This is a genomic window from Paenibacillus sp. FSL M7-1414, assembly GCF_038003195.1.
Lineage (GTDB): Bacteria > Bacillota > Bacilli > Paenibacillales > Paenibacillaceae > Paenibacillus > Paenibacillus amylolyticus.
Genome location: NZ_JBBOOS010000001.1, coordinates 3,696,686 through 3,716,443, shown reverse-complemented (window position 1 = coordinate 3,716,443; position 19,758 = coordinate 3,696,686). Strand labels below are relative to the sequence as shown.

17 protein-coding genes are annotated in these 19,758 nt (G+C 42.1%); 5 read left to right on the top strand and 12 right to left on the bottom strand.

Annotation, left to right across the window (positions count from 1 at the left end):
• Positions 1–15: 15 nt before the first annotated feature.
• From MHH92_RS16080 to MHH92_RS16055, 6 genes are all read right to left on the bottom strand, one after another.
• The gene (locus MHH92_RS16080) at positions 16–2,403 is read right to left on the bottom strand and encodes a heavy metal translocating P-type ATPase (RefSeq protein ID WP_445744708.1); all 2,388 of its coding nucleotides are present in this window, start codon (positions 2,401–2,403) and stop codon (positions 16–18) included.
• 80 nt (positions 2,404–2,483) lie between these two features.
• Entirely contained in the window at positions 2,484–2,684 is a 201-nt protein-coding gene (locus MHH92_RS16075) for a cation transporter (protein WP_047843207.1), read from the bottom strand.
• 354 nt (positions 2,685–3,038) lie between these two features.
• A complete protein-coding gene (locus MHH92_RS16070) occupies positions 3,039–3,926 on the bottom strand; it encodes an RCC1 domain-containing protein (protein ID WP_340904851.1) in 888 nt (295 codons plus the stop codon).
• A 192-nt stretch (positions 3,927–4,118) separates the two neighbouring features.
• Positions 4,119–6,050, bottom strand: coding sequence for a fructose-bisphosphatase class III (locus tag MHH92_RS16065; RefSeq protein WP_047843205.1), 1,932 nt, complete (start codon positions 6,048–6,050; stop codon positions 4,119–4,121).
• Positions 6,051–6,305: 255 nt separating this feature from the next.
• The gene (locus tag MHH92_RS16060) at positions 6,306–7,022 is read right to left on the bottom strand and encodes a class I SAM-dependent methyltransferase (RefSeq protein WP_340904850.1); all 717 of its coding nucleotides are present in this window, start codon (positions 7,020–7,022) and stop codon (positions 6,306–6,308) included.
• Positions 7,023–7,088: 66 nt separating this feature from the next.
• A complete protein-coding gene (locus MHH92_RS16055) occupies positions 7,089–7,997 on the bottom strand; it encodes a LysR family transcriptional regulator (protein WP_340904849.1) in 909 nt (302 codons plus the stop codon).
• A 145-nt stretch (positions 7,998–8,142) separates the two neighbouring features.
• On the opposite strand from MHH92_RS16055, the gene MHH92_RS16050 reads away from it, so the two are divergent.
• Positions 8,143–9,162, top strand: a complete 1,020-nt coding sequence (locus MHH92_RS16050) for an alpha/beta fold hydrolase (protein WP_340904848.1) — start codon at positions 8,143–8,145, stop codon at positions 9,160–9,162.
• Positions 9,163–9,454: 292 nt separating this feature from the next.
• On the opposite strand, the gene MHH92_RS16045 is transcribed toward MHH92_RS16050, so the two are convergent.
• The 5 genes from MHH92_RS16045 to MHH92_RS16025 all read right to left on the bottom strand — a co-directional run bounded on the left by MHH92_RS16045 (position 9,455) and on the right by MHH92_RS16025 (position 13,507).
• Complete coding sequence (locus tag MHH92_RS16045; RefSeq protein ID WP_340904846.1) at positions 9,455–10,495, bottom strand: NADH:flavin oxidoreductase; 1,041 nt, start codon at positions 10,493–10,495, stop codon at positions 9,455–9,457.
• Between the two features lie 205 nt (positions 10,496–10,700).
• Positions 10,701–11,276 carry a TetR/AcrR family transcriptional regulator gene (locus MHH92_RS16040; protein ID WP_340904845.1) on the bottom strand — a complete coding sequence of 192 codons (576 nt, stop codon included), beginning with the start codon at positions 11,274–11,276 and terminating at the stop codon, positions 10,701–10,703.
• Positions 11,277–11,458: 182 nt separating this feature from the next.
• Positions 11,459–12,022: a GNAT family N-acetyltransferase gene (locus tag MHH92_RS16035; RefSeq protein ID WP_047843200.1), complete on the bottom strand. Its 564-nt coding sequence runs from the start codon at positions 12,020–12,022 to the stop codon at positions 11,459–11,461.
• A gap of 381 nt (positions 12,023–12,403) precedes the next feature.
• Positions 12,404–12,649, bottom strand: a complete 246-nt coding sequence (locus tag MHH92_RS16030) for a hypothetical protein (RefSeq protein ID WP_076327461.1) — start codon at positions 12,647–12,649, stop codon at positions 12,404–12,406.
• A 507-nt stretch (positions 12,650–13,156) separates the two neighbouring features.
• Positions 13,157–13,507, bottom strand: coding sequence for a hypothetical protein (locus tag MHH92_RS16025; protein WP_340904842.1), 351 nt, complete (start codon positions 13,505–13,507; stop codon positions 13,157–13,159).
• A gap of 438 nt (positions 13,508–13,945) precedes the next feature.
• On the opposite strand from MHH92_RS16025, the gene MHH92_RS16020 reads away from it, so the two are divergent.
• The 4 genes from MHH92_RS16020 to MHH92_RS16005 all read left to right on the top strand — a co-directional run bounded on the left by MHH92_RS16020 (position 13,946) and on the right by MHH92_RS16005 (position 18,852).
• A complete protein-coding gene (locus MHH92_RS16020) occupies positions 13,946–15,031 on the top strand; it encodes a DUF1648 domain-containing protein (RefSeq protein ID WP_340904840.1) in 1,086 nt (361 codons plus the stop codon).
• 891 nt (positions 15,032–15,922) lie between these two features.
• Positions 15,923–16,885 (top strand): phosphatidylinositol-specific phospholipase C/glycerophosphodiester phosphodiesterase family protein, encoded by a 963-nt coding sequence (locus tag MHH92_RS16015; protein WP_340904837.1) that lies wholly within the window; start codon positions 15,923–15,925, stop codon positions 16,883–16,885.
• Positions 16,872–17,570, top strand: coding sequence for a response regulator transcription factor (locus MHH92_RS16010; RefSeq protein WP_036613934.1), 699 nt, complete (start codon positions 16,872–16,874; stop codon positions 17,568–17,570). The genes MHH92_RS16015 and MHH92_RS16010 overlap by 14 nt, the downstream gene beginning before the upstream one ends.
• A complete protein-coding gene (locus tag MHH92_RS16005; protein WP_340904835.1) occupies positions 17,545–18,852 on the top strand; it encodes a sensor histidine kinase in 1,308 nt (435 codons plus the stop codon). Before MHH92_RS16010 ends, MHH92_RS16005 begins: the two co-directional genes overlap by 26 nt.
• A gap of 123 nt (positions 18,853–18,975) precedes the next feature.
• Here MHH92_RS16005 and MHH92_RS16000 read toward each other — a convergent pair whose 3' ends face one another.
• On the bottom strand, positions 18,976–19,680 hold the full coding sequence (locus tag MHH92_RS16000) for a hypothetical protein (protein WP_340904833.1): 705 nt from the start codon (positions 19,678–19,680) through the stop codon (positions 18,976–18,978).
• Between the last annotated feature and the right edge of the window lie 78 nt (positions 19,681–19,758).

Below are 19,758 nucleotides of genomic sequence, written 5' to 3'. Positions count from 1 at the left end.
TATTTAGTACTTTGACTAGTGACGTACTTTTACGCGTTGCAATCGCAGGGCGTTCAGAACGACGGATACCGAACTCAAGGCCATCGCTGCGCCTGCAACCCATGGTGCTAACAGACCGATAGCTGCAATAGGGATGCCTAAAGTGTTGTAACCAAGTGCCCAGAACAAGTTTTGCTTAATGTTGTTCATGGTCTTACGACTCATGTAGATAGCATCAGGAATACTGGATAGATCGCCGCGCATGAGTGTTACATCACCTGCTTCCATCGCTACATCTGTCCCCGTACCAATCGCCATACCAATATCTGCAGTTGCCAAAGCCGGTGCATCGTTGATACCATCGCCAACCATGGCCACTTTTTTACCTTGAGATTGCAGTTTTTTCACTTCTTCCGCTTTTCCTTCCGGCAAGACCTCTGCACGAACGTGGTCAATACCTACTTGAGCAGCGATGGCTTTTGCCGTCCGTTCATTGTCACCTGTAATCATAATGACCTGAATGCCCATTTCTTTCAGACGGCTCACTGCAGCTTTCGAAGTTTCTTTAATCGTGTCCGCTACAGCGACCATACCTGCATATTGACCATCAATGGCAACCAGCATCGCAGTTTTCCCCGCTTCTTCCAAACGTGACATCGAATGATAAGCTGCTTTTGCATCGATATTATACTTTTCCATCAGTCGACGTGTACCCACGAGTAGTTGTTTACCTTGAACCATTGCCTGGATTCCGAAACCCGGAAATGCTTCAAAGGATTGTGTTCCTGGTAGTTCGATATTTCGTTCCTGGATGCCTACAACGATGGCTTCTGCAAGTGGATGCTCAGAATTTTTCTCTGCAGCTCCAACAAGTTTCAGGAATTCATTTTCATTGCCAAGAGCGACGACGTCAGTCAATTCAGGTTTACCTTTTGTAACAGTACCGGTTTTATCCAGAAGGATCGCATCAATTTTATGCGTCTGCTCCAGATGCTCTCCGCCTTTGAACAACACCCCTAGTTCAGCCGAACGACCAGACCCCGCCATAATGGATGTTGGGGTGGCAAGTCCAAGTGCACAAGGACATGCGATAACAAGAATCGCAATTGCTTTTTCTAACGAACCTGCAAAATCGCCTGGTGTAACCCAGAAGTACCAAACCACGAAAGCAACTATTGCAATTCCTACAACGATCGGGACGAATATGCCCGAGATCACATCGGCTACCCGCTGAATTGGTGCTTTTGATCCCTGAGCTTCTTCAACAACCTTAATAATTTGTGCAAGAGCGGTTTCTTTACCTACTTTCGTTGCTTTGATCCGAAGAATACCGTTTTTATTAATCGTAGCTCCAATCACAGCATCTCCGACTTTTTTCTCTACTGGAAGGCTTTCACCCGTAAGCATGGATTCATCTACAGATGAGATCCCTTCCAGCACCTCTCCGTCTACAGGAACTTTATCTCCTGGGCGAATAAGGACAACATCTCCTACAATGACTTCATCCACTGGAATGGTAAGTTCTTTGCCATCCCGAACCACTAATGCCGTCTTCGCCTGCAGACTCATCAGTGATTTAATTGCCTCTGATGTTCGGCCTTTCGCAAGTGATTCAAACAATTTACCCATAAGAACCAAAGTAATAAGGACCGCACTCGTTTCATAATACAGGGATGGACCATGATGCATCCCGTCAGCCATACTTGACCATTGAATGGTCAAATATAAACTGTAGAAGTACGCTGCAGAGGTGCCAAGTGATACCAACACATCCATATTCGCACTCCCATTCCGGAGAGCCTTATACGCACCCACATAGAACTGTCTACCAATATAAAATTGTACTGGTGTAGCCAGAATTAGTTGGAACCACGGATTCATAAACAATTCCGGTACATAGATCCATGAAGTGAACGAGAAGTGACCTACCATAGTCCACAACAACGGCAAGGAAAGAATTGCCGAAATCAGTAATTTCCGTTTTTGTTTGCTCAGTTCTTTAGCACGATGCTCACTTGCACCACCACTGGAACCGTCTGCTTTGCTGATCGCTGTATAACCGAGTTTTCTTACCTTGTCTTTCATGTCTTCGATGGAAACTTCACCAGGAGAAAATTCAACTCGAGCCGTTTCCATGGCGAAGTTTACTGAAGCGTTAGTCACGCCGGGCAATTTGTTCAGGCCCTTTTCAATTTTGTTCGCACATGCTGCACAGGTCATGCCTTCAAGATTGAATTGCGCAACCTCTGATACGGAACCATATCCAAGTTTTTTGATTTTTTCCTCAAGTTCTTTCATTTCCACTTTCGTGGGATCATACGTTACACTCGCCTTTTCCAAAGCAAAGTTAACATTTGCTGATGTGACCCCGTCCATCTTACCGAGGCCTTTTTCAATTTTGTTTGCACAAGCTGCACAGGTCATACCTGTAATTTGTATACTCGACTGTTTTGTCTGAGCCGCTGCTGTTGCCACAATAACTCACTCCCCTCATCGTCCATTACTTACGCTACTTCGTAGCCTTGCTCTTCAATAACTTCTTTAATTTGCTCTAAGGAGACTTGATTTTCATCATACGTCGCTTCAACCGAATCATCACTGAGGTTCACCTTGCCACTCACTCCAATTTCTTTCAGAGCACCTTCGATGGAGTTTACACAATGTTGGCAGCTCATACCTTGTACATTCAAAACAATGTTTTTCATCTTATTTCGTCCCTTCTTGTGGGTGATTTTTTGGTTTAGTTTGACCTAAACGATGGGCTAAACTCTCGAGGCCAGTTTTTCAGGTCTCATCAAGCTCTTGTACAATACAATACCCCCCTACCCTATATTAGTCAACATATTTTTATACCCCCCTACCCTATATGGACTATCTCTCTCGTTAGATCAATGAATTTATGGAGAGAAGAATCGATTATTTATACGCTGATTGGTAATCGGACCATGTTCTTGTCCTTGACTTGGGAATAAAACTTGTACCTGATAAAACAAAAAAGCCGCTAAAATAGCGACTTCAATTGGACCATGATCTTGTCCCTCGATATAAAATTCCTTTATTTATGGTTGAATGTTACTCCATCCGCTTACATCACATTGTCCATAATCATTATCACCCACAGCAACCATCGTACCATCCGATTTCAGTCCAATCGTATGGGCACACCCCGCCGAAACAGCTCTAATTCCGTGCCAGCCACGTACATCACATTGGTGATGTTTATTCGAACCCGCAGCAACCATTGTAGCGTCGGACTTAAGACCAACAGTATGATAACTCCCCGCTGCAACTGCTACAATATCGCGCCATCCGCTTACGTCGCATTCGCCATTATTATTTCTACCCACAGCCAATACCGTGCCATCTGATTTGAGCCCAACTGTATGAAGATACCCCGCCGAAACAGCCAATATGTCGCCCCAGTCGTTTACGTTACATTGGTTATACTTATTGTTACCAACTGCTGTTACCGTTCCGTCTATTTTTAAACCGACTGTATGCCAGTCACCCGTCGTGACCGATACAATATCGCGCCAGTTGCTCACGTTGCATTCCCCTTCATTATTTCGCCCCACCGCAACCACGGTGCCATCTGATTTAACCCCAACCGTACGGCACCAACCTGCCGAAACGGTTACAATATCGCGCCATTCGCTTACATTGCATTGGTCATGCTTATTCCAACCTATAGCAGTTACCGTACCATCAGATTTAAGACCAACGGTATGTGCATTACCGGTGTTCGTAGCCATATGAACATTACCCGCTGCAACTGCGACGATATGGCACCAATCGCTTACCTTACATTGACCATATTTATTATCACCCACAGCTATTACTGTTCCGTCAGATTTAAGAGCAACGGTATGACGACGACCTGCCGCTATGGTACAGTTACGGAACCGTTTCGTCTCAAAAACCGCTTCCTTCCGTGAATTGTAGTCCATATCTTCCTCCTCTCCACCAATTGAAAATCCGCCGTTAGTTCAACTGTTAAGTCATAAAGTTTGTTGTTAAATCGCATGTTACAAAAGAAAGGCTCGCACAGGCAGGGTATTATTACTTCCCTGCCCAATACGAGCGTCTATGTCATATTGCACTCAAACGGTTGATCCGAATGTGTACTTTTAGCAATCGTTTCATTTCATGTAGCGATAGTCTAATAGATCCTTCAAATTTGAAATTTTCTGCAACAGCTTTTCTCCGACATTGGTTTCCCTCACCAGCTTCCGCGCCAGTTCTTTGTCCACCAATCTTTTTAGAGATAACACGTCCGTTCCGTTACATAACACATCTTCTTTTGAATTAAATTTCTTGTGGGCGACGAGCTGCATGCCAAAGGAATTGTACAACAAGGTATATCCGGCAATGCCCGTTGTGGATTGATAGGCTTTGGAAAAACCGCCGTCAATCACGATCATTTTTCCGTTTGCTTTAACAGGGCTCTCTCCACTAATTTCTTTGACTGGCGTGTGCCCGTTAATGACATGTCCATGATCTGGATTCAAATCAAACTCCTGCAAGATTATTCGACAGATATCTTCATTTTCACGTAAATGGTAGTAAGGATTCTTTCTCTCTTTATGTGCTTCTTTATCTTGGATAAAATACCGTTCAAAAGTGGTCATTTCTCTCTTTCCAAAGAGCGAGGAACATTCTCCTGTCCAGATGTACCATACCATATCCGTCGCCAGATCTTCTGTCTCTTCCGGATGCGCAAAGGCGTAACGTAAATAATCTTCAAAAACATCAAGCAATTGACGGCCCGCATATGTCTTGTCTTCAATCTGCATTTCTTCCATATTTCCTTCTTCATCCAAAGGAATACAGCCGTGGATTAACAAATTCCCGTTGTATTTTAAATAAAGGCTGCCCTTTTTCATGAGAAAATTCATATGTCTGGCCATCTTTTCGGAATGCTGAACGGAGAACAGCAGCTTTTCCATCACCTGGCGTTCTTCCTCCAGCAATTGTTCAGGTTTCTGCGGATTTACGGTTGCAAAACAGGTGTTTTCCAGCAGGTACGTTTTACCGCAGATGTTGATTTCATTGTTGTCGTAATCAATCTGCTCCAGCAAAAGTCTTTCAGACATATTAAAGTATGGGCGTCTCTTGATAATCGGGCTTTCAAGTTTAAACTGAATCATGGCAATGGCTTGGTGAATTTTGGTGATCTGCAGAATTTCCTGCTCCGATACATTATGTCCAGCCTGTAACTTAGGTCTGAAGGACGGATTGTCTTCGTAATATTTCTCCGCCAGGTTTAGCAGTGGGCGCAGATTGATTCCGTATACATCTTCAATGATGTCCAGATTATCGTATCTGGCGCAGATTCGAATAATATTCGCAAGGCAGACCAGAGAACCTGCGTAGGCTCCGATCCAGAGGACATCATGGTTCCCCCACTGTATGTCTACAGAATGGTAGTTGATCAGCGTATCCATAATTTTATCGGGGTACGGCCCCCGGTCATAGATATCTCCAACCACATGAAGATGGTCAACCACCAGGCGCTGTGTCGTATAAGCAAGGCCGATAATGAGATTGTCCGCCTGGCCCAAGGATATAATTTGCCGATATATTTCCTCGTAATAAGGATCCTTATTGTTGGTCGAATCCGTCTTGTATAAAAGCTCTTCTACAATATATACATATTGCTCTGGCAGCGCTTTACGCAATTTTGAGCGTGTATACTTGGAAGAGGCATAAGAAATAAGCTTAAGCATGTGTTCAATTGTTAGTCTATACCACTGGTTCAAAGCCTGTTTATTGCTCAGTTCCCCTATAACCAGCTGTATTTTTTCTTCCGGGTAATAAACTAACGCCGCAAAATCATTGATTTCTTGATCCGTCCAAACCTCTCGGAATAATTCTTTGATTTTCTCTTTGACGGTACCCGAACCGTTTCGTAGTACATGCTGAAAAGCCTGGAACTCCCCATGCAAATCACTGACAAAATGCTCGGTTCCCTTCGGGAGATTGGAGATCGCTTCAAGGTTGATGATCTCTGTTATAATTTTTTCTTCCGTATCATATTTCTCGGCCAATAAATCTAGAAACTGCTCATCCAAAACAGATGTCCCCCTTCAAGGAAGTATGGTGTTGTATAGCCGGGTCCAAAAGCTTTAGACCGATATCAAATTACACTCTATACTTGGCATTGATTATATGGTAATTATCAGCATCGCCTTCCCCCATCATACTCCAGTTCATCATATATGAACAAATTTCATTGAATGGATTTGAATGAAACAATGTTTGTAGTTATTTTAGAAAAAGAATTGTGTTCAATCTGTTCTGGTCCATCGACATTTTTTTACTAACTGCTATTTTACACAATGAAAAATAAACGATCTATTCTCAGAATTTGCTTGTTTAAATTCCCAATCACCATATGTTTTAATTTTTGAAAAACCGATTTGTTTCAGCGACTCATTGAATTCTTCTTGATTTCGAAACCTCAGCTGCATTTTTTCATGAACTAACACTTTGTCTGTTTTAGTATTTTTTACAATTTCATAGAAAGTGTAAATATCTCCCTCAAACCCTTCATATTCTGTATAAATTTCTAAAGGATCTCCGCTTAGTCTATCTTTAGCTAAGTCAGGAGTTTTGTCCTTCTCCCATTCTTTCCATACTTTTACCAAAGGGTTTCTTGTATCAAAAATAAAGTGACCCCCGATTTTTAGGGATCGGAATACGTCTGAGATTACTCGTTTCCAGCTGTCATCTGTAAGAAATACCTGTGCAACATTCGCTGTCATAATTACCGCATCATAGGTATTGGTTTGTAAATCCGCACTATCACCTATAATCCATTCCACACTTTCAGAATTATCTTTACTTTTCGCTATTTCAATCGCTTCTTCATTGGGATCTATAGCGGTAATTTTATAACCGCACTGAACAAGATGAGTAGTCCATCTTCCTGTTCCACAGCCCAGGTCAGCTATAGATTCTACTTGTAATCTCTTTAATAATGAAAGGAAAAATTCATCGTCTTTTCCCCAATGGTTAATCTGGTCATATACTAATGGAATCATAAATAATGTCTCCTCACTTTCAACAGCATTTTACTGTGCTCAACAGTTTGATGTCTCGTACATAAGTTATCCTGTTTTATTCTCACTCTGTGAACCAAACACTACCCTGGTTGCTTCTATAAAAGATAACATCATTGGTGAAAGCCACTTGTCTTTATGCCACAACATCTGTGTATATACCTGCAAGTCCGGAATTTTCCAGGGGAGGACAACAAGTTCTCCACGTTCAACTTCAGATTCCGCGACGATCTCAGGAAGAAAGGCAATACCGATTCCTGAAATTGCACATTGTTTAATGGCTTCAGCACTTTGAAACTCTAAATATGTAATGCTATCAATGCCCTCTTTCTCAAATGACCGATCAAACATCGTTCGATATGGACAACCCTTCTCATTTGTCAGGAACACTTCATCATGAAAATCTTCCAATTGCAGCACAGTTCGTTTGGCGAGTGGATGATCTGGAGCAGCTAACAATCGGAAATGTTCTTCCAGCAAAGGTTCCACGGAAAGTCCACTCGAGCGAATGGGTTCATCCAACATATAAACAATATCCGTGGTTCCCTCAAAGAGCGTTTGCTTGAGCTCTTGATTCGGAACTGAGCGGAAAATTAAGCGAACTCCCGGATGCTGCGAACGAAACCGTTGGAAGACAGGTGGAAGCCGATAGGAGCAAATAACCTCATTCGCACTTATCGTTAAGGTACCACTTAGTTTTTCATTATCATGGACAGCACTACGAGCCTCGTCCATTTTTTCGAGAACGCCTTGGGCGTGTGTTAAAAAGCGTTTACCCGCAGTTGTGAGCGCGAGTTGCTTGCCCAACCGATCAAAGAGGCGAACACCTAGCTCATCTTCCAATGCTTTAATTTGCATCGTGACGTTGGAAGGAACGTAGCTCAGCACTTCTGCTGCCCGCGTGAAATTCAATGTTTTTGCAACCGTACAAAACGTATTCAGTTGACGCAATTCCATCCAATGATCCCTCCTTCATCTTTCAATTTTATTGAATACTATCTTGAATTCTATTCACTTTTATTGAGAGTATCACAGCTCTATACTGAGTACAAGAGATCACAGTGAACATGTGGTTTTTCATTTTGAAGGGAGCAATTATACGATGGATTATGAAATTTTTAATTTGGGTGATGTACTCTTACAATCAGGAGTGACGTTACCAAACGCTTATCTCGCTTATCAAACTTACGGAAAATTAAATGAACAGAAAGATAATGTTATTGTCTATCCAACGGCTTTTGGAGATCAGCATGTTCAGAATGAATGGCTCATTGGCAGCGGGATGGCACTGGATCCAGAGAAATATTTTATTATCGTTCCCAATTTGCTGGGCAATGGACTCTCTTCCTCTCCCAGTAACACGCCTCCTCCATTCGATCGCGCTAACTTTCCACAGGTAACCATCTATGACAACGTACGTTTCCAGCACCAACTGCTGACCGAAAAATTTGGTATTGAAAAGATTGCTCTCGTCGTCGGGTGGTCGATGGGCGGCATTCAGGCATTTCAATGGGGGGCAAGTTACCCGGAGATGGTTGAACGAATCGCACCTTTCGGAGGCATCGCCAAACCTTGGCCTCACACATTTGTGGTCCTGGAAGGCGTGAAAGCTTCACTGCTATCCGCAGTCGGCTTCGACTCAAGTAAATTAAACCAACTAAGTTCTACAGACATGCGTGCCGTTGGTCGGGTGTATGCGGGATGGGGACTATCACATGCATTTTATAGAGAAGAGCTTTACCGTAAGATGGGATTTGACACATTGGAGGATTTTGTAGCTGGTGTTTGGGAAAATAGCTTTATGAATATGGATCCGCATAATGTTCTGGCCATGTTATGGACAGGACAACATGCAGATATCAGTGCAAACCCCTCCTATAACGGAGACTTTGATAAAGCACTTCAGAGCATAAAAGCTTATGCTTGTATCATGCCGGGAAGCACGGATCTCTTCTGCACAGCGGCCGATAATGAATATGAAGCTAAGCGTATACCTAATGCTGTCTTGAAACCAATCCAATCGATCTGGGGCCATTTTGCCGGTCGTGGAATCAACAGTGCCGATAATCAATTTATAGATGACAATCTAAAACACTTGTTGTCACTTAGCACTAATGAATAGATCGTCACTTGCATTGGGAATTCAGTGAAGAGAAGCGTTGATCTTTCGGAGGGAGAGCTCCCCCCAAGCAGTGGTGTTGTTGAGTGATGATGTAGAAATTAAGGAACCAGCAATAATGAAGTTGAGGATCTTATTCCGATGTTTCTTTTGCATCCTCTGCCAGTCTCATCTCTATGTCTTTCATCTTTAATTCCACCGGATAACTCACTCTGGTTGCCATTACAAACACACCTCCAAGATGATCTTGAAGGTGTGTTTGATTAAAACATATTCCTAATGATTATAACTACAATTAAGTAAGTACAGTCATCGCCTCTCTTGTGAATGGAACCAGATCATCAGTACGTCCTTCTTGAATTTTCTTAACCCATTCAGGGTCGACTAGAAGAGCACGGCCTACAGCAACCAGATCAAACTCATCATTCTGAAGTCGTTGTACCAATCCCTCGATACCGACGTTACTTGCGCCTGTACCTTCTGTGAACAGACTTGTAAAGTCACCATCAAGACCAATCGATCCAACGGTGATTGTCGGTTTACCAGTCAGTTTTTTGGTCCAACCAGCAAAATTCAGATCAGACCCTTCGAATTCCGGCTCCCAGAAACGGCGTGTGGAACAGTGGAAGATATCGACTCCAGCTTGAACCAACGGTGCGAGAAGCTGCTCCAGTAATTCCGGTGTTTCAGCTAATTTAGCCTGATAATCATCTGTCTTCCACTGAGACAACCGCAGTACAATAGGGAATTCCGATCCCACTACTTTACGGCAAGCCTCAATCACTTCAACTGCAAAACGTGTGCGAGCCATCATATCTCCACCATAACGATCCGTACGAGAGTTGGTTTTCTCATACAGGAATTGGTCGATCAGATAGCCGTGTGCTCCATGGATTTCAACACCATCGAACCCAACGCGTTTCGCTTCTGAGGCTGCTTGTGCGAATTCCTGAACGATTGTAGCAATCTCAGCTTCCGAATAATCATTAACATGACCTTTGGCTCCCATATGCCAGATCTGTGGAATAATTCGACCGCCAGCTTCATGTACTTCGGATACAACATGTGCCCAACCATTCATTGCAGCTTCGCCATAAAAGTGCGGCACATTGGCTTGATTGGATGCATCCGGATGATTAATTATTGTCCCTTCTGTCACTATAAGCCCCACTGCGTTCTCTGCTCTGCGGCGGTAATAGCCCGCAACATTCGAACCCGGGATACCGTCTGGAGAAAATTGACGCGTCATCGGCGCCATCACGATTCGATTGGATAACTTCAAGTGACCTAACTCTATAGGTTGGAACAATGCTTCTACGGATTGAGAATAATTCATAATAACCTCCACATATTTCGTTTTATATAAATTGACCTAGGAGATGTTAAACAGCAACCAGCCTGGTTAACAGCTAGACGTTATTTCCAAATGAATCAATACACGATTTTTAACGAAAAGCCCCACCTCCTTCAAGGTTTCGTGGTGTATTAATCCGCCTTCAATTATTTTTGACTTCGTAGTCAAGAATTCCACAAAAAAAAGATCAAGACATGATCATGCCAAATGAAGTACGCAGAACCGTCTCGATCTGTGCACGGGATGAACCTGATTTCTCCATAACTCTCACACCAAGAATGGTGTTATTTAGATAAGATGCAAGCTCTATACTCGTATACCGGTTGGAAATTAACTGTTGATTCTGGCCACTACTTATGATCTTCTCTAATACCAGTTGAATCTCTTCAGCCATGAGCTCAGTTTCGCGTGTGACCTGCTCGTCATCTGTTCCGAATTCGAGTGATGCATTCACAATTAGACACCCTTGGCAGCTAGTTTCATCGTCTAAAAGGGAATATCGTAAGGTATCCAGTTTATCAACGGGAGACGAATCCAGGGCTTCAATCTCTTTCAGTTTCGCTATAACCTGTTCACGGTAAAGTGCCAGCGCCTTCAGGAACAACGATCGCTTGTCTTTAAAAACACAGTACAAACTTTGCTTTTTGACTCCTGTAGTACGCGTAAGGTCCTCATAAGAAGTTGCTTTGAAGCCTTGATTCCAGAACACTTCCATAGACTGGTGTAATACACGATCGACATCAAATTCTCTTGGTCTGCTCATGGGATTAATGTATCAGTTATTGACCATGCAGTCAAGAATTGATCATTTTACATCAGCACCGATCCTCCCAAAAGTGTGAAGACTGGTTCTTCATATGTCCGTTTTTAATAGTCCTTACATTAAACTAAACACAAAAGAGAATGTTTATCCCCATTCATTTCCACAACTCCATTGAATGCGGTCTAACTCTTCCGGTAAGCAACCTTGTGAAAAGCATTAATATAACGAAACAGTGCTTCACCATCATCAGGCACATGCGTACTTGTATCCAGTGGCAGCATCATTGCCTGATACGGCTCTGGCACCATTCTATATTGATGGACATAGGAGGTCAGGATGAACCCGTTGCGTTGCCAGAACTGTATGCGTTCCTGATGAGCCTCTGTTGTCCCGAACTCCGCCTCGATAATCATACCTTTAATCCGGTGTTCCCTTAACGCCCAGGCTCTGAGCTGCTCAAGCATCCAGGTCCCTATGCCCCACCCACGCATCTTCTGTTCAACCGCGAGGTAATCGATGATCAGGATGCGGTCCGCAACCTTTCCCTCCAGTCCAGTAACAGCCATCGCAACCACTTCTCCATGATGCACGCCCGTGTGTAAATAACCAATCTTCCGGTCCAGCATACTGCGCAGAATCGCTTTTGTCTTAGCGCCGCTTTGAAAAGCCTCATGATAGATGCGCTCCATCCGCGCCCACAATGCTTCATCCCACTCCTCTATAGTCGTAAACTCTAATTCCAGCATCTCATTCGCCTCCAGCTTTAATTCAGATTTATCGTGATTCAAGACATGTAAGAGATATTCCTTCCGGTTTAATGGATTATGATCGTATCTTGTGCATGAAGGCACTTCACCATCGAAGGGCTGATAGCCATAAAATCCGGGCGGGTTCGACCTCTTTTTTCTGCGATCTTACTTCCTTTGACGAATTCTGCGATTCTGAAGACTGTAGCATGTCTTTAATCTTAAAAGTTAAACTTATTTATTTATCGTTCGCATACCTGGCGTATATTCACAAAATTCATCTATCCTGCTCGTTAACGTAATGAAGCAGCCGGTCTAACACAGGCAGCTTCATTTTCGTCGTTTATTCAATTATAGTTTCTACGTTAGCTCAATAAAGCATTAACTTTTAATATCTTCTTTAGCCTTTTGTCTATATCGAATTATGGAAAGAGGTAAATTAACTACTCCAAGAATAAAAGAAGAGCTAATAGATATCCATTGAGATATTGAAGGATAATTTGGTTTTCCGTCTCCTACAGGTCCTATTTTGGGTTGGTGGCTATCCCACAAAACATATAAGAGACCAACAGCAGGTAACAATATGCAAACTACACTTGCAACTATATGTAACACATACTTGTTCAATCCTACCCCTCCATTTATTGTATTCATGTCTTGAACTCTGTTTATATTATAACGTTATCTAAAACGGGAAATTACACTAACCTACTCCTTAGTTTAACAAAAAAATTTCTCCTTTAAGATATTTCCTAAAATATCCTAAAATAGTTTTCAATAACTGTTGGAAAATTTGCCGCTAAGGATTGTTGTTCATTTGGATTTAGAGAATGGAATGCGAAAGTCCTAATTAAAAAATGCTTCTAATAACTAGACATAATTCTCTTCCAGTTGATTTACTTTGCTATACGATGAAATAAAATAAATAAAAGCCATAGCCACAATTCGAAAAATCTATAGGTTGAGGAGTATCCTCATAAAAAACATAGTTACTCTCATGAAGGTCAGAATGAATAATTCCCCAGTTACTTGGCAAACGTTTATGATTTTGTATCACATTTGCTATTTTATGTGCTGACTCTTCCACATGAACAAACACTTCACTTGAGATAAGCTCTAAATTTACTAACCGTTTTAATTGATTAAGTGAGCCGCCATTAAGAGAGCTAAATTTTCATTTTCATTACTTGTTGGCTCTCTTTGAAGTACGCTTCCATGAATCCAATGATGAATAGTCACCATGATTGTATTTTCGCTAAGATCAGTTGAGATTTCTGTTACCAGATCACCTTGAAGGTTTCTAACAGGTACAGGTACGACGAGATTTGTATCTTTAACCAAAGCTTCAAGCCAAATAAGCTCTGATGTGATATTCCCTTTTGATTGAATGGAAATTGTTGAGATATGGATTTTGATAAGAAACTTTTGAAGATTATTGTTGGTCTGAACTTGAAATGTAACATTATCACTCTTTCCGAGATACACAAGTTTTTCCCATTAGATTGGGTATTGATGTAAAGCTTCTTTCGCCACCTTCGCATAATCTTCTTCAGAAAGCATAGTATCCACTCCAGTTAATGTGAGTTTGAATTCACAATTTTACCAAGTGAACTTTATCTTATGGTGATAAAAGTTGATTATAACTAAACTTTACTGCCCTTTACCTACACAGCATTTCAAACAGATGGACTTGCCATAATTCAGTTGTCAGATGAGTATCGCTGCGTAGCAAAAAGGTCTGACAAATGTTAATTTCACCCATGTAGTCAATAAAATCAATTATAATTAATTTATATTAAGTCGATTACCCACCCTAAGTTAAAACGATAAACATACGCAAAAAGACATTGTGATGCATCGCATATGCTCTAAAGGATATAGAGTTTTCGAATACATACTTATGTATAAGAGGAGGCGAAAGATATGACGATATTGCCTGTTATAGTAATGATCTTGGTATTTGTACCTACCATTGTACTCATGGTAAGCATGCCTTATTTAACAAGAGAGACGATTAGTTTTGGGGTCACCGTCAGCGCTGTACAATTTCACAGCGAACCTCTGCGCCAGATGCGGAAGTCATATGCTAGGATTAGTGCTACGTTGCATACCATCCTATTCATTGTTTGTATCATCTGCCTAATATACGGTGATGAACATTCCAAGCAACAAAGTTGGATCATTGTCGCTTATTCACTCGCCATGGCCGTAATCTCCCTAGTCATAAACATTAGCTATCATTTCAAAATGAAAAGTTTACTACCTATGCTGCCAATTGCTCTGGAACTATCGATCATAGCAGTGGACACTGGTTTTCGGAAAAGAAACATTAGCTTGTCTAGTAAGTGGTTCCTCATCCATGTTTTCATTATTGTTGTTGGTATTGTAACTGTGCTACTCAACTACGAACTAATTCCTGACCAGATTCCGATCCATTACAACAGCAGTTGGAACGTAGACGGCTATGCAGCTAAATCTTATAGTTCTGTGTTTATGCCTACGATAATGCAAGTGTTCTTAATACTTGTGTTCATATTTGAGAATTGGAGTATTCGCAGAGTGAAGCAGCAGGTTCAACCCACTGATCCGAACCGTTCCATCAGACAAGACATAACTTTCCGCCGTACTTGGTCAGGTTTTATGATTACAGCAAGCTTCTTAGTAGTTATCCTGTTGTCCGTCGTGCAACTAAATATGATATCTCTGCTTAACATCAATTTCGCTATTCCCATTGTCCTAATCATAATAGCCTTTATCATCCTATACGCCTTAGCCTTATCGTTCTGGGCTGGTCAGGCCGGAAGCCGATTGGAGCAATCGGCAGATCGCTCCAATTCTAGACCTGTCCATGATGATGATAAATGGCTATTAGGTATGATTTATTTCAATCGCAAGGATTCAAACCTAATCGTCGAGAAAAGGTTTGGAGTCGGCTGGGGATTAAATTTCGGTCACCCAGTATGCTGGCTGATTTTTCTCGGAATTATCGTACTGTTAGTTGTGGTGTAACCAGGCTTGGAGGTTAGTACTCGCCGGAGTATTCTAGCTAGGGCAGACCTGTGGCGTGATTTGACTTTGATGTTATGCCGGGTGATGGGACTATGTTATTATCCATTCCGTCAATCGGTACAAGTTCTTGTCCCACGACAACTTTTATTCTGGTAAGGACATTTATATTCAATACGTTCTAATGCTCTTTGGAATGTTAAGTCAGCTCCGAGCATAATGTATGCGGAAACCGTCTGTAAGCTTGACGAGATCGTGTCTACGGCTTCATTCGCTGCGAACTTACTCCCATCACATCAAACTTTGGTGCAGTTGGACCTACTTTCATTGGGTTATTATACGACTACTCAGGAAGCTTCCTTCCAACGATGATCGGAATAACGAAGGAAAAGGAACATTGAATAGAACAAGAAAGAAAAGTTTAACTGGTATAAAAAAGTAATCGAAACCAATGGGGACGAATTAACCTAAACAAAAATTCATGTGTGATCACTCAACCTCCACTACAGTGGAGGTTTTAGTATAAATAAGGACTAAACTTAATAAAGCTGGTCTTTCGAAATGATAGATACCACAATTTCCCCCGTTTCAACAGCTACAACTGGTCCCATTGCATGCTAAGAAGTATCTTAGTCTCGTACTCGCCATGTTAAAAATATATTGTTCCTATTTCCTCTCACGTTTCATACCCAATACTGCGTGTGAAAAATCCGCTATAATAGCGACTACAATGGGACTATGTTTTTGTCTAACGACACTTTACATATACGGGGATTCTTTTTATATGGATTTCAATGTATACAAACTTCATAAATTCCTTCGTTTTTATACCACTCCTTCTTCATTTGCGTCCTGTAGTATGTCTTACATCGGGATAACGAAGGAGCACAACGAATGAAGAAAACGATGATGTTAACCTTACTCATAGTCATTACGGCAGGAATGATCTGGTGCAACTGGGGGCTTGTTAGGACAGGTCAGAATCAGCTGGAATCTACAGCTGGCACCAGCGGCTGGCAGGAAAATAGGCTTATTGCACATGCATTTGGTGGAGTTAACGGTGCTAGCTACACCAATTCTTATGAGGCATTTATAACCAATTACAATAGAGGGTACCGTTTGTTCGAGGTTGATCTTGTGCAGACGACGGACGGGAAACTTGTAGCCAGACATGATTGGTCGCAGAAGCTACAGCCGGATTTGGCCACTCATCGCGGACGAAACGTAACAAAGCTTCAGTTTGCAAACTCGCTTATTATGGGAAGATTCCGCCCTCTTACCCTGCCGGACATACTGCAGATGATGAAGCAATATCCTGATTTTGACTTAATTGTGGATACGAAAGCAGGCAGCAAAGAGCAAATTCAGCAGCAGTTTGCGCATCTAGTCAATGAGGTTCGACGTACGGATCCTGCACTGCTCAACCGGATTATACCTGAAATTTTCAGCCCGGAAATGTATGACACGGTTATGGGAATCCACCCCTTTCCAAACAAAATATATTCACTTTACAAAACTGGCGCCTCCGCCGAAAGTATTGTAGAATTCGTAAGGGACAAACAACTGACAGCGGTCGCCATGCCTGTATACCGTGTGTATCTAAACCCCAATTTAGTTCCAACACTACATAAGTTTGGGGTAAAAAGCTATGTTCACACCGTCAACAGCAGACCGGTTATGCAGATTCTGTCCAGGTTCGGGGTGCATGGATTTTACACGGATCAGGAAAAATCACCAGAGGAGCTGATGCTTGCAGACGCTCCCACCGGCCATGTTGAATTTTCGGAATACATGTGTTCCGGATTAGTAAATATAAGAAATATCGTGATGAAGGTGAGAATTAATGGCTATAAATAACATTCTTGTTGTAGACGATGAACCGGAAATTCGAGAAGCGCTCGTTATTTATTTGAAAAGCGAAGATGTGGATGTATTAACTGCCTCTAACGGATTGGAGGCGCTGGAAATTCTTGAACAAGAAACCATTCATCTTATTATCATGGACAACATGATGCCACAGCTCGATGGAATTAAAACGACATTTAAAATTCGTGAAAACAAAAATATACCGATCATTATGCTTTCCGCCAAGTCAGAAGATAGCGACAAGATTTTGGGACTCAACGTTGGGGCTGATGACTATATTACGAAGCCGTTCAATCCTCTAGAGCTGATCGCTAGAGTCCGATCTCAGCTGCGCCGGTTTACGAATTTAGGTTCCTTCCAGTCAAACGGGGATGAGCTCATTCAAGTAAGAGGACTCGTGCTGAACAAAAGCTCGAAGACTGTTGAGATAGATGGAGAGGACGTCAGATTGACCCCGAAAGAATACAAAATTTTGGAGCTGCTGATGGAGAACAAGGGTAGGGTTTTCTCAATCGAAGAGATTTATGAGCGCGTGTGGAATGAACTGATCTTCACTTCAGAGAATACGGTTGCCGTACATGTGAGAAACATTCGTGAAAAAATTGAAATCAATCCCAAAGACCCAAAATATTTAAAGGTGGTATGGGGAATTGGATACAAAATCGAGAAAAAATAAAGCCGATCGGAAGGTTCCAATTGACCTTATTGTCATCATTGTCGCCGCGATTTTATGGAGCCTCGTACTCATAAACAGGTATTCATACACGGGGTTGAGTCTGAGCTATTCAACTTCAAGTTACATCCAGGCACTGCTTGCCATTATTATTCTTTGCCTGCTGGCAAGCAGACTGTTTCTTTATTTTAAGGCACCCCATAGTAGTCGTTCCTTCTGGCATGGCAGTCTGCTGATGGATTACTTTCATATTTGGAGAACCGGTCTTAGAGCCAGTTTACAAAACGGGAGACTAACGTTTGGCCTCATCATGATGCTTTTGCTAACCGCGATAGCCGGCATTTGTATTTGGCAGGCAGTCACATATTACGGACAGGGGTGGCTTCTACTTTATTTGTTACTCTACGTGTTGTTCTTGGTTCCATATATACTTTCCAAGCTTAGAAGATTCATCGCCATTATCAACGGGAGCAAAGAGATTGCCGAAGGGAACATTCAGAACACAATTCAGGATACCGGCAAGGATGATCTATCCAAGCTTGCTGGCTATATTAACAATATGAAAGCCGGGTATCAAAGCGCGCTGGAGAATCAGATGAAGAGCGAACGGTTAAAAACAGAGCTGATTACCAACGTATCACATGATTTGAAGACCCCACTTACTTCTATTATCAACTATGTTGATTTATTAAAAAAAGAAGATCTGTCTACAGAGACCACCCGATCCTATATTGAAACCTTGGACCGGAAGGCGCTACGGATGAAGCTGTTGATTGAAGACCTGTTCGAAATCTCAAAGATGGCCAGCGGTACAGTAGAGCTGGATATTGAGTACGTCGATGTCGCGACATTGTTGACACAGGCAATTGCCGAGTCCAACACCAGTATGGGACAAGCGTCGCTTGTGATTCGGGAGAGGATTGCGAAATTCCCGATCCATGCACATTTGGACGGCAATAAAATTTGGCGTGTATTCGAAAATTTAATTGGAAACGCGCAGAAATATTCGCTTCCGGGAACCAGAATCTATATTTATTTGGATGAGTCTGATGATCTGGTGCTATTCAAAATTCAAAATACTGCTGCTTATGAGATTGATTTTGCTGCGGAAGAGTTGTTCGAGCGTTTCAAAAGAGCAGATGAATCCCGCCAGACAGAAGGCTCCGGCCTAGGGCTGTCCATTGTGAAAAGTATCGTTGAGCTGCACGGCGGGGAGATCAAAATCGAAATTCATGGTGATCAATTCAACGTTATTCTGCATTTGCCCAAGCAGCGCTTAATTTAAAAGTCCTAAAACTACGTTAACCCTCAATGCTCCTTTTCAGGAGTATGAGGGTTAACTTTTCATTTTTATTCAGGTATAAAAGGTGAATCGTATGAATGGCTTACCAACATCGATTCCTAAATATTAGTCCAGAAGGCTGTAGATCTGAATGCTCTCCACCTTGCCATCCTTGATATGGAACGACATCACATCCACATAATTGGATGGCTCGTAACGGAAGTCATCTTCCTCATCAGGGGCTCCATCACCAAGTAGTTTCCCCTCAGGGTAGGCGTTTTTGAGTGTATCCAGACTATCTCCTGCTTTAATGTTTCGCACTGTCGCGTACTTGGGATCTGTGATTTCGATATGAAAGATGGAGTCTTGTTTTCCCTCTGGTATACTGATTGTTTTAATCTCCAGACCAGGATACGTATAGACCTTTTCTGTAAAACCGATTAACGTATCCATGTTTGTTCCATCGTCGGCGCTGTACGTATGAGATTTCAGATTATCCGGTTTGCCCAGCATCTGTTCCATCTGATCTTCATTCGTTGTATCCGAAATCGCAATAGTGTGCTCATTATAGACAAAAGCAAGTTCCTTCAGCACCACATTGCCTTCCTTCTCCATCGAACCTTCCTTAATAGCTTCACTACCCTTTTCTTCAGAAGTTTCGGAAGCAGGCGCATTAGCATTTGTTGCTCCTTCGCCTTTGCTCTGTTCATTCGCTGTGTTCTGTCCGGTTGCTGGGGGCGTAGCATCATTGGACTGACAGCCCGCTAATGCCACCGTTAGTAGAGCACCTAGTACGATAACACCTGTTGCTTTGTTTATCAATTTCATCATGATCCCTCCATAAATGTGTGATTTGTTCTTATGAAGTGATTATAAATAAAACATTTGTTAGTCTCATAACAGAAATGT